General features: G+C 44.1%; 6 protein-coding genes. All 6 read left to right on the top strand.

The annotated features are described in order from the left end of the window. Nucleotides 1–183 precede the first annotated feature (183 nt). The 6 genes from ACQY73_RS20960 to ACQY73_RS20935 all read left to right on the top strand — a co-directional run bounded on the left by ACQY73_RS20960 (nt 184) and on the right by ACQY73_RS20935 (nt 12,633). On the top strand, nt 184–519 hold the full coding sequence (locus ACQY73_RS20960; protein WP_428654563.1) for a PadR family transcriptional regulator: 336 nt from the start codon (nt 184–186) through the stop codon (nt 517–519). Nucleotides 520–546: 27 nt separating this feature from the next. Beyond that, a complete protein-coding gene (locus ACQY73_RS20955) occupies nt 547–3,183 on the top strand; it encodes an ABC transporter permease (protein ID WP_428654561.1) in 2,637 nt (878 codons plus the stop codon). Between the two features lie 65 nt (nt 3,184–3,248). After that, complete coding sequence (locus tag ACQY73_RS20950; RefSeq protein WP_428654559.1) at nt 3,249–5,870, top strand: ABC transporter permease; 2,622 nt, start codon at nt 3,249–3,251, stop codon at nt 5,868–5,870. A 58-nt stretch (nt 5,871–5,928) separates the two neighbouring features. Continuing rightward, a complete protein-coding gene (locus ACQY73_RS20945) occupies nt 5,929–7,077 on the top strand; it encodes a serine hydrolase domain-containing protein (protein WP_428654557.1) in 1,149 nt (382 codons plus the stop codon). 211 nt (nt 7,078–7,288) lie between these two features. After that, nucleotides 7,289–9,910: an ABC transporter permease gene (locus tag ACQY73_RS20940; RefSeq protein ID WP_428654555.1), complete on the top strand. Its 2,622-nt coding sequence runs from the start codon at nt 7,289–7,291 to the stop codon at nt 9,908–9,910. 98 nt (nt 9,911–10,008) lie between these two features. Next, nucleotides 10,009–12,633 (top strand): ABC transporter permease, encoded by a 2,625-nt coding sequence (locus ACQY73_RS20935; protein ID WP_428654554.1) that lies wholly within the window; start codon nt 10,009–10,011, stop codon nt 12,631–12,633. Nucleotides 12,634–12,653: the final 20 nt, after the last annotated feature.

Genomic DNA, 12,653 nt, shown 5'->3' with positions numbered 1-12,653 from the left:
AATCGCAAGGGACGCAAGGAAATTTTGACTATTCTCTCTGTCCTAAAGCGTACAAAGTTGTCCGATTATGGACAATCAATACAACTCTTTCTTTTTTATAAAAACTTAATAATCAATTATTTAACAATACTGCTTTTCAATGGCAAACTATTTGCTCAGCAAAAATAGAAATAATGCAAACCGATGAAACGGACGTATCTGGGAGAATTTGAAGAAATCGTTTTACTGACCGTTGCCGTACTGGATGGACAGGCTTACGGCGTAGTGCTCATGCACGAAATCATTGAACAGACGGGCCGCAGCGTGCGTCTGAATCAAGTGCATTCGGCATTGCAACGTCTGGAAGAAAAAGGAATGGTTCGGTCGGAAATGGGCGAACCTACCAACGAACGCGGCGGCCGTCGCAAACGCCTGTTTTCGGTCACGGCTTATGGGCACCGCACGTTGCAGGAAATTCAGGAAGTACGGGTTAGTTTTTGGAGTCGTCTTAACCCATTGAAGTTAACGATGCCTATCTAAAATCCATTGGCATAGACGTCAGGAAACATGAAATTCCAAAACACAAAACCGCCGCGCTTCGCTGACTACCTCCTTCAATGGTTCTGCGCGCCCCACTTGCTGGAGGAAGTGCAGGGCGATTTGCGTGAGGAGTTTGACTACCAAGTGAAACGCATTGGCTTACGACAAGCCCGTTGGCGTTACTGGCGGGACGTAATGGGGTTTATAAAACCAAGATACATGAAAAGGCAACCTACGCACTACGGCACCTATCCGACAACCTATTCATATAGTCCTGATATGTTACAAAACTATTTCAAAATCGCGGTTCGGAACCTATTGAAAAACCGTACCTTCTCGCTCATCAACATCACCGGACTGGCCGTCGGGCTGGTTTGCTGTCTGGCCATCGGGCTGTACGTGTGGGACGAATACCAATACGACCGCGCCGTACCGCAATTGGAGCAAACATATCGCATAACGGAAAGGCAAAAACAGGCCACCGGTCTTTATGACATTGCCGTAACACCCGGCCCGCTGGCGCCCGCACTCAAAAATGATTTTCCCGAAATCACCGAAACGGTTCGAGTCGGGGCGTGGTCGGGATTGCTTCAATACCAACAAACGGCGGTTGAACCCGAAGCCATGCGAGTAGTTGATGCTTCTTTTTTATCCTTTTTTGGGTTTAAACTTTTGAAAGGGGATCCTCAAACCGTTTTATCATCGCCCGACGAAATTGTGATCAGTGAAGCCGTGGCCGAGCGTTTTTTTGGAAAAGACTGGCGAACTCAATCCGTTCTGGGAAAAACCATTCAGTATAATCGGGAACGACCGGTGCGTTTGACAGGCATTGTTGAAAACGCGCCGGCGCGTTCGCACCTTCAGTTTGATGTGTTGTTGCCCTTTAAATATTTTGAATTAAATGATAAATGGAGTTACAATTGGAGCAGTAATAATTATCATACCTATCTCAAAATCAGGCGGGATGCCAACGTGGCCGCTTTCAGTCAGAAGTTGGCAGGACAGTTAAAAAAATACGACAAAGGCAACGAAACGCCGCTCCTGCTGCAACCCCTGCGTGACATTCATTTGTATTCCGACTTCGATTTCGGCACGGATTGGGGCAAACACGGAAACATCCGCTACGTCCGGATTTTTATCATCGTGGGGCTGATCGTACTGCTCATTGCCCTATTTAATTTCATCAATTTATCCACCGCACGGGCTATGCAACGGGCCCGGGAGGTAGGGGTTCGCAAAAGTGTGGGCGCGTTACGCTCAAGCCTGATCGCGCAGTTTTGGGGCGAATCGTTGTTAATGACCGGTTTGGCCTTGGGAGTTGGGTTACTCCTGCTCAACCTGCTGATGCCTTTTTTCAATGAGTTGTCCGGAAAAGTAATGGTCGTGCCTTTTCAACAACCGCTTTTTTGGGCTTCCATGGTCGGTGTACTACTGTTTATCAGCTTTTTAACCGGACTTTATCCTGCTTTCTATCTTTCCTCTTTCCGTCCGGTCAGCGTGTTGAAAGGTGTTTTCGATAAAAAATCAGGCGCGGGTTTTCGGAAAATATTGGTAGTGACCCAGTTTGTGATGTCAATCGTTTTGATCATTGGCACAGTGGGGTTATACCAACAGTTACAATTCATGCAAAACAAAAAATTGGGGTTTGATAAAGAGCAGTTGCTTTATGTACGCCTCAAAGGCGATGTGTGCGAAAAAGCCATGATACTGAAAGAGTTACTGACAAAGCAAGTCAGTATTGCATCGGTATCGGCTACCACGAGTACGTTGGTAGATATGCAAAACACTTCGCAAATAGAATGGGCCGGGAAGACTCCCAAAGACGAGTTTCTGATCACTCAAATGAACGTTGACGCCGATTTTCTGAAAACAACCGGTATGACCTTAGCCGCCGGGCGCAACTTCTCTGCCGCCATTGCAAGCGACACAAGTAACAAGTACGGCACTTATCTTCTCAACGAAACCGCCGCCCGCCGCATGGGTTGGACGCCTCAACAGGCGCTTGGCAAAAAAGTGAATTTTTGGGGTTTGGACGGAGAGATCGTAGGTATATTGCGCGACTTCCATTTCCGTCCGATGAGCGTTAAGATCGAACCGTTCATTGTTCGTTTTCGTCCTAAAGAGAGGTATTTCAACCTGCTGGTCAAAACCCGTCCCCGCCAAACACAGCAAGCGTTAGCCGATATTGCCCGAATTTATAAAAAATTTGAGCCGAATCATCCTTTCAGTTATGGGTTTGTCAATCAGGACTTAGAGCGGCAATACGTCGTTGAGCAACGCACCGGACAACTGCTTTTAAGCTTTTCTATCCTTGCTATCTTGATTGCCTGCTTGGGTTTATTTGGGTTAGCCACTTTTACCGCCGAGCAACGCATCAAAGAAATCGGCATCCGAAAAGTGATGGGGGCTTCCATTGCAAATATCACCGGTTTATTATCCAAAGATTTTGTAAAACTGGTATTGATCGCCAACGGCATCGCGTTTCCCTTAGCTCACTACGGACTGAATCACTGGTTGCAGGATTTTGAGTACCGAATCGGTATCGAATGGTGGATTTTTGTGGTTACGGCCATCTTGGCCGTCAGTATTACTTTATTGACGGTCAGCTTTCAAGCCATTAAAGCGGCGTTGATGAATCCCGTGAAGAGTTTGAAAACAGAGTAAGAAAAACGTAGGGGCGGGCCTCGCGTCCGCCCGCCACTTGCGTCCGTCCACTACCAAGCCTTATCATGAAACCCCGAATTGAACCACCTCGCTCTGCCGACCGTCTCCTTGAATGGTTTTGCGCACCGCATTTGCTGGAAGACATTCAGGGAGATCTGCACGAGGAGTTTGCATACCAAGTCAAGCACATCGGCGAGCGTCGCGCTCGGTGGCTTTATTGGTGGGAAATACTGGGATTTGTACAACCAAGATATATCAAAAGGAAATCGGCACCATATCCTAAAATCTATTTAATCAGCCCGAATATGATACGCAGTTATTTCAAAATCGCCTGGCGTAATTTGGTTGCCGGAAAAAGTTTCTCTTTCATCAATATTGTCGGGTTGGCCATTGGAATGGCGGGTACGTGCCTGATCGTGTTGTGGTTACAGAATGAAATCAGTTTTGACACCTTTCATGCCAACAAAGACCGTATCTATCAGGTATATGGCTTATCAGGCAACGTAGATGGCGAAGCTTTTGCGATTTCGGTCACGTCGCAACCGCTTGGCCCGGCCCTGAAAAAAGACTATCCGGAAGTGGAAGCCGTTGCCCGTGTGAAGGGAATCAGCAGCTTTTTGGTGACCGCCAACGACAAGAGCATTACCGGCATTGAAGGAAATATTGTTGATCCTTCTTTCCTCCAACTATTCAGTTTTCCTTTGTTAAAAGGGGTTGAAAACAAACAATTAGGCAATCTTCATTCTATTGTAATCACTGAAAAGCTCGCAAAAAAACTGTTTGGAGAAGAAGAGGCGTTGAACAAAACCATTCAAATTGATGTAGCGGACAATTTCATTGTGACCGGCATTTTAAAAGACCTGCCCCCCAACACCGATTTTTCCTTTGAGTATTTATTGCCTTGGGATTATCTGAAAAAACGCGGTGAAGGCTACAACAATGAAAGCTGGCTCAGCAACAATACGCCTACCTATGTGCTGTTGAAACCCAATACGAATGCCGCAGCCTTTGAGGCAAAAATCAAAGACATGACGCGCCGCTACGCCGGGCGGGATGACGTATGGACGCATTTCATTTTTCCACTCAGTCAATGGCATTTATATTCCGAATTCGAAAATGGAAAATCGGTGGGAGGACGCATCGAAACGGTTCGGACGTTTGGATTGATCGCGGCCTTTATTTTGCTGATCGCCTGCATCAATTTCATGAACCTAAGCACAGCCAGAAGTGAAAAACGCGCCAAAGAAGTGGGTATTCGGAAAGCGGCGGGCGCGGGCAAAGGATTGCTGATCGGGCAATTTATGATGGAAGCATTTCTGACGGCCGGCATTGCGGGAATCGTTGCGTTGCTCATCGTGCAGTTTGCCTTGCCTTCTTTCAATACGCTCATCAATACCCAACTCGTCGTTCCGTACTCCAACGTGTCTTATTGGCTTTGGGCACTGGCGTTTCTGGTCTTTACGAGTTTATTGGCAGGAAGTTATCCGGCGTTTTATCTGTCGTCTTTTAATCCCATCGGTATTTTCAAAAAGCAATTCAAAAAAAGTCAGGCCGCCGTGTCTCCTCGTAAAGTACTGGTAGTGATACAGTTTACCTTTGCCATTTTACTCATTATCTCTACGGTTGTAGTCAGGAATCAGATACAATATGCGCAGGACCGAGAAATGGGTTATTCCAAAAACAATTTGATTCACGTCGATTTTGTGGGTGATATTGATAAAAATTACTCGCTTATCAAGCAGGAATTGATCAATTCGGGAAGTGTGACCTCGGTGACCAAAACCATGGGCGGAATAACGCAAAACGGATGGCACACGTGGGGACTGAGATGGCCCGGTGAAGCACCGAAAGATACCAATACGACCCTCACGTTATTCAGTTCGGATGCCAATTTTGTAAAAACAGCCGACCTCAAATTAATCGAAGGACGAGATATTGATATTACTAACTACCCGACCGACAGTTTCTCGGTACTTCTCAATGAAACAGCCGTCAAGCTGATGAATTTTAAAAATCCGGTGGGACAACTGATTTTCAGCAAGGATGCTAAAACCAAATGGCAAGTCGTTGGTGTGGTGAAAGATTACGTTTCCGGCTCGCCTTACGAAGACATTCCACCCATCGTGATTCAAGGCCCGGGCGCTTGGTTTAATACCATGCACATAAAATTAAATTCAGCCCATTCCACAGCCGACAATCTTGCCAAAGCCGAGCAGGTTTTCAAGAAATACAACGCCGCTTATCCATTTGATTATCAATTCGTTGATCAAGAATACGCCAATCAGTTTGAAAACGAACAACGTACCAAAACTTTATCAGGGCTATTTGCGACCTTGGCTATCTTTATTTCATGTCTGGGCTTATTTGGCTTGGCTTCGTTTGTGGCTGAGCAACGCACCAAAGAAATCGGTATTCGCAAAGTATTGGGCGCTTCCGTTCCTAATCTTTGGGGGCTATTGTCCAAAGACTTTGTGGTGTTGGTACTCATTTCACTGTTCATTGCCTCGCCCGTTGCGTATTACTTTATGAATGGCTGGCTGCAACAATACAGTTATCGAACCGAAATTTCTTGGTGGATTTTTGCAGCGGCGGGCGTGGGTGCGTTGTCTATAACCTTGTTGACCGTTAGTTTCCAAGCCATTAAAGCGGCGTTGATGAATCCGGTGAAGAGTTTGAAAACGGAATAAGGAAGAGTGTAAGGTGTATTTTTTGGCAATACTTAAATTGACTCTTTATAATTCAAAGATGAAAAGTAGCTTAATCCTATTTTTGTTTTGTTTTTACTCAACGTTTAGTATTGCTCAAACAAAACCTTTAGCAAGTGACAATTTATTTCATACAAAAGCAGATAGTATAACTGACAAATTTGTGAAGGAATTCTTTTTCAATTCTCATTCTGTAGGTCTTTCCATCGGCATTTATTTCGATGGGCAATTTTGCACTTACAATTATGGTGAAACAAATAAGATTACTCATAATTTACCAACTGCAAATACTTTATACAATTTGGCATCAATTACCAAAACAATAACAGGTGTATTACTTGCCCAAGCACAAATTGAAGGTAAACTTAACATTGATGATGATATTCGTAAACACCTAAAAGGCAGTTTTCCAAATCTTGAATACGATGGTCACCCTATAAAAATTTATCAACTTTTAAACCATACATCAGGTCTGCCGTTTTTCCTTCCAAATAAGCCGAATGCTTTTAATGACACCACTATATCACCTAACTTAATTTCAGCTCAGTTACTTAAAAATTACTCAAGGCAGAATTTTTACGAGGATTTACGAAAAGTAAAACTTGATACAATACCGGGCTTAAAAGAACAATATTCAAATGCAGCAGGGCAACTGGCCGGATACATTTTAGAAAATATTTATAGCAAAACTTATGAAAGTTTAGTGAAAATGTATTTAAAAAAACTGGCAAAAATGAATGATACCAAAATCACTATAACCCCATCTGACAAAACCCGTTTTGCATCAGGTTATGATAAGTTTGGAAATGAAACCTCACCCGGTCCAGACCAATTTCAAGCGGCAGGTTCTTTAAAATCTACAGTAAATGATATGTTAAAATATATAAAATGGCAATTGAATGAAAAAAATAAAGTAGTTCAATTAACACATAAACCCACGACCTCAATTAGTAAAGGTGGATTTTCAGTAGGACTTAATTGGAGTATGTATAAAACAACAAAAGATATTAGAGTTATTTGGCAAAATGGTAATGTACCGGGTGCGAGTAGTTGGTGCATATTGTACCCCGAACTAAAAATGGGAATCATTTTATTCACAAATCAAACTGACCAAACCTCATCTCATCGCTTAGCTGTTTTGGGTGAAAGTATTATGATTTCTCTGAATTCGAATGCACCGGAATTTTAAAATGAAGTCAAAAAATTACAGCTAATATGGTATCGCCAATAGTTGGCATTAGGCTTTTTTCATCAGCTTTTGTAAATCCATTGGGATTTTGTTACGGGCTGACGAATTCCAAAATCCCAAACATCAGCAATACATATACGTAAGGTGTAAAGGAAGAAACAGGGCAGCTTCGGCGGTCTCGTTTTCTCCTTCCCCTTTCAACCTAAAAACTATGAGACCCCGAATCGTCGGACCGCCCCGCTTAGCTGACAAATTCCTTCAATGGTTCTGTGCGCCGCATTTGCTGGAAGACATTCAAGGTGACTTGCATGAGGAGTTTGACTACCAAGTCAAACGCATTGGAGAGCGTCGCGCCAAATGGCATTATTGGTGGGAAATAGTGGGATTTATGAAACCAAGATACATCAAACGTCAAAAAATTCTATATCCAAAAACTTATTCATACAGCCCGACTATGCTACGCAACTATTTTAAAATCGCCTGGCGAAATTTGTTGAAAGACCGCCAATTTACCCTTCTTAATTTGATGGGCCTTTCTACTGGTTTGGCCTGTACTTTATTGATCTACCTGTGGGTCAATGATGAATTGCAGGTTGATAAAGACAACGAAAAAGACGCGCAGCTTTTTCAGGTGATGGCCAATCACAAACACGAAGACGGCATTCGCACCATCAACCACACTCCCGGCCTTTTGGCAAAAGCGTTGGCCGCCGAAATCCCGGAGATTGAACATGCGGTTTCGGTCGTTCCTGCTTCTTGGTTTTCCAATAAAGGAGTCATTTCTTTTGGCGAAAACCATCTGAAAGCGGGCGGGCAATTTATCGGACAGGATTATTTCAATGTTTTTACCTGTCCGTTTATTCAGGGAGATGCCAAAGGATTGCTTTCAGATAAAAGCACCGTTGCCGTATCGGAAGACTTGGCTACGAAATTGTTCGGTTCAACCAACGGCGTCGTCGGAAAAGCAATAAAATGGGACAATGGTGAGTTTAGCGGCAACTACACAGTCGGTGGTATTTTTAAAGACAATCCGGCTATTTCCACCAATAAATTTGACGTTTTGTTCAACTTTGATCTGTTTGTTGAAAAGCGTCCGTCCATGAAATCCTGGGGAAACAGCGACCCCAGTACGTTCGTAATTTTAAGAAAAGGTACTAACCTTGACCAATTCAACCAAAAAATCAAACATTACATTTCTTCAAAAGAAAAGGGTCTGACGCATGAATTGTTGGCCATTCGCTATTCGGACAAATACCTGCACGGACAATTTGAGAACGGCGTACAGGCCGGCGGCAGAATTGCGTATGTGAAGCTGTTTTCGATTATAGCGCTGTTTATCCTGGTCATTGCCTGCATCAATTTCATGAACTTATCGACAGCCAAAGCCTCGGGAAGAATCAAAGAAGTGGGCATCAAAAAAGTAGTCGGTGCGCTCCGCAGTTCACTTATTTTTCAGTACTTGGGCGAATCCGTTTTATTGGCATTTTTGTCTTTAGGCTTGGCCGTTCCCCTGCTTTTTTTGCTGCTTCCTGAATTTAACAGCATTACAGGAAAACAAATCAGCCTGCAATTTGAACCTTGGCTTATCCTCTCCATCGTTGGCATCACCTTTATTACCGGCTTGCTTTCAGGAAGTTACCCCGCCCTGTATCTTTCGGGTTTTAATCCTATTGCGGTACTGAAAGGAAAACTCAAAACGTCCATTGGCGAAATTTGGGTGCGAAAAGGGTTAGTGGTGTTTCAATTCACTGTTTCGGTCGTATTTATCGTATTGGTTTTAGTGGTTTATCGGCAAATCGAATACATCCAAACCAAAAATTTGGGCTATAACCGCGACAATATCATCCATTTTGAAATTCCGTTGGAAATGGATTCCGTCAAATTACGAACTGCCGAGGCATTTTTGAATGACGTTAAAGCTATTTCGGGGGTCGTCAGTGCTTCCAGTTATTACCACAACCTAACGGGTGCACACGGAGCTATTTCCGGTTTTGAATGGCCCGGCAAACCTCCCGGTAAAGACATTGAATTCTCAAATTTGGAAGTCGGCTACAATTTCATTGAAACAACGGGAATAAAACTCAAAGAAGGGCGCAATTTTTCCCAAAATCAGAATGCTCAAAATGAAATCATTTTCAACGAAGAGGCTATCAAAAGCATGGGTTTGAAAGACCCGATTGGTAAAACCATCAAATTTTGGGGAAGGGAGCGACAAATTATCGGTGTAGTGAAGAATTTCAATTTTGAATCGCTTTACGAAACGGTCAAACCTTGCTTTTTTCAGGTATATCCCATTATGCCCAACGTAATGGTGAAAATTCAGGGCGGAACGGAGCGACAAACTATCGCTCAGGTGCAGGCGTTGTTTCAAAAATACCACAAAGGGCTGGTATTTGACTATCAGTTTTTGGACGAAAATTACAAAGCCCTTTACGAAGCCGAACACCGGGTTGGTGTTTTATCACGCTATTTTGCCGGACTTGCCATTCTTATTTCCTGCCTCGGCCTGTTTGGTTTGGCGGCGTTTACGGCACAACGACGTCAGAAAGAAATCGGTATCCGAAAAGTTGTGGGCGCTACGGTAGGAAATGTGGCCATCATGCTGTCCATGGATTTTCTGAAACTGGTATTGATCGCTGTTTTCATTGCTTTTCCCTTGGCTTGGTGGGCCGCCGATGAATGGCTTCAGGCGTTTTCGTATCACATTACCGTTGGGTTGGATGTGTACCTAATTACGGGCGCATCCATTATTGCAATCACCTTATTTACCATTGGTTATCAAGCGGTTAAAGCTGCCTTGATGAATCCGGTGAAGACGCTGAAAGCAGAATAAAAAAGTGTAAGCGGGGCCGCCCGTGCGGTGTAAAGGGCGAAAGTGTAACGGCCCGTTTTCCTTTACACTTTTACCCTTCCACTTTACACTTAAGAAGCATGAAATCCCAAATCAAACCGCCTCGCTTAGCTGACCGTCTTCTGGAATGGTTCTGCGCACCTCATTTACTGGAGGATGTGCAGGGCGATTTGCATGAAGAGTTTAACTACCAAGTCAAGCGCATTGGTGAGCGCCGCGCCCGTTGGCTTTATTGGTGGGAAGTGCTGGGGTTTGTCAAGCCGGCTTATATCAGAAGATTACAAAGTGAATTTCCACAAACGTATTTATACAGTCCAAACATGATCCGCAACTATTTTAAAATCGCTTTACGTAACCTATTGAAACACAAAGGCTACTCTTTTATCAACATCTTTGGATTGGCAACCGGGATGGCCGTCGCCATGCTCATCGGTTTGTGGATCTACGATGAATTAGCTTACAACAAAAGCTACCCAAATTACGAACGCATCGCTCAGGTAATGCAACATCAGACGTTTGACGGTGAGATCAATACCCAAACGGCCAATCCGTACCTGATGGGCCCTGAGATATTGGATAAGTACGGCAGTGATTTCAAGCATGTGGTCCAATCCTCATGGATGGGAGATCATCTACTGACTTTTGAAGAGAAGAAACTGACCAAAACCGGTAATTTCTTCGAACCGGCCATTACCGAAATGTTGAGCCTGAAAATGCTTCAGGGAACGCGGTCGGGTTTGAAAGACATGAATTCCATTTTGCTTTCCGAGTCGGTAGCGAAAGCGTATTTCGGCGACGCCGATCCCGTGGGGAAACTCATGAAAGTGGATAACAAACTGAACGTAAAAGTGACGGGCGTGTACGCGGATTTGCCTTACAATTCCGATTTCAGGGATTTATCGTTCATTCTTCCGTGGGAGTTGTACCTTGACAGCAATCCGTGGATCAGGGAAAAAACCAATCCGTGGCGCAGCAATTTTACTCAGACCTATGCACAATTGGCCGACAATGCCGACATGGCACAGGTATCCGCCAAAATCAAAAATGTAAAGTTCAACAAAATCCGCCCCGAAGAAAGACCTTTTAAGCCCGTAGTTTTTCTGCATCCGATGAGCCAATGGCATTTGTACTCCGAATTTAAAAACGGGATAAATACAGGAGGGCGCATTGAATTTGTATGGTTGTTCGGGATTGTTGGGGCATTTGTACTGTTGTTAGCCTGCATTAATTTCATGAATTTGAGTACGGCCAGAAGTGAAAAACGCGCCAAAGAAGTCGGTATTCGCAAAGCGGTAGGCTCAGTGCGCGGACAGTTAATCAACCAATTTTTCAGCGAATCGCTTTTAGTAGTGGTGGTGGCTTTTGTGTTGTCTTTGCTTTTGGTACAACTTATATTACCTGCTTTCAATGAAGTTGCCGACAAGCAAATGTCCATTTTGTGGACAAACCCGCTGTTTTGGCTCTTAGGAATCGGTTTTACGTTATTGACCGGTTTGATTGCAGGCAGCTATCCGGCCTTGTATCTATCTTCCTTTCAACCCATAAAAGTGCTGAAAGGCACTTTCAGAGTGGGGCGTTTTGCAGCGGTGCCTCGTAAAATTTTGGTAGTGGTACAATTTACGGTTTCTGTTACGCTGATTATTGGCACGATTGTAGTATTTCGTCAAATCCAATACGCTAAAAGCCGACCTATCGGCTACAGCCGCGACGGATTACTAACGGTGCCAATCAATACGCCCGATCTGGTGGGCCATTACGATGTGCTTAGAAATGATTTATTGAAAACGGGCGCCGTCACTGAGATGTCGGAATCATCCAGCCCGATCACTTCCATTTGGGCAATTAATAACGGCTACGATTGGCGCGGCAAAGACCCTTCCATTCAGGGCAATTTTGCGGCCGTATCGGTCACGCACGACTTTGGAAAAACCATTGGTTGGGAGTTTAAAGAAGGCCGCGATTTTTCGAGAGAATTTGCATTGGATTCTTCGGGAATTATTTTGAACGAAACGGCCATCAAATTTATGGGGCTTAAAAAGCCGATTGGTGAAATCGTAAAAATCAACGAAAAATCGTTTCACGTCATTGGCGTAGTGAAAGATTTGGTGATGCAGTCTCCGTACAGCCCTGTTTTTCGTACTTCCTTTGTGTTGGATTACAATGATGTCGGTGTCATTAATATCAAAATCAATCCTGCCATCAGTTCGCGCGAGGCATTGGCGAGGCTTGAGGTTGTTTTCAAGAAGCATAACCCTTCAGCCCCTTTTGACTACAAATTTGCGGACGAAGAATACGCTAAAAAATTCAGCGACGAAGAACGCATCGGCAAACTGGCTACCTTCTTCGCCGTTTTGGCCATTTTCATTTCCTGTTTAGGTCTGTTCGGATTGGCCTCTTTCGTGGCCGAGCAACGCACCAAAGAGATCGGCATTCGCAAAGTATTGGGCGCTTCGGTAAGCAATTTGTGGGGTTTGCTTTCCAAAGACTTTGTATTGTTGGTCATCATTTCGTGCCTGATCTCCTCTCCGATTGCTTACTATTTCATGGATAACTGGGTTCAAAAATATGAATACCATACCGACATCAGTTGGTGGGTCTTTGTGCTATCGGCTGTGGGTGCTTTAGCCATTACGCTATTAACCGTTAGTTTTCAAGCCATTAAGGCCGCGTTGATGAATCCGGTGAGAAGTTTGAAAACAGAATAAGTGAGAGGTAAAAGGGTAAA

The organism is Runella sp. (assembly GCF_965279615.1).
Lineage (GTDB): Bacteria > Bacteroidota > Bacteroidia > Cytophagales > Spirosomataceae > Runella.
This window is presented reverse-complemented; position numbering and strand designations above follow the sequence as displayed.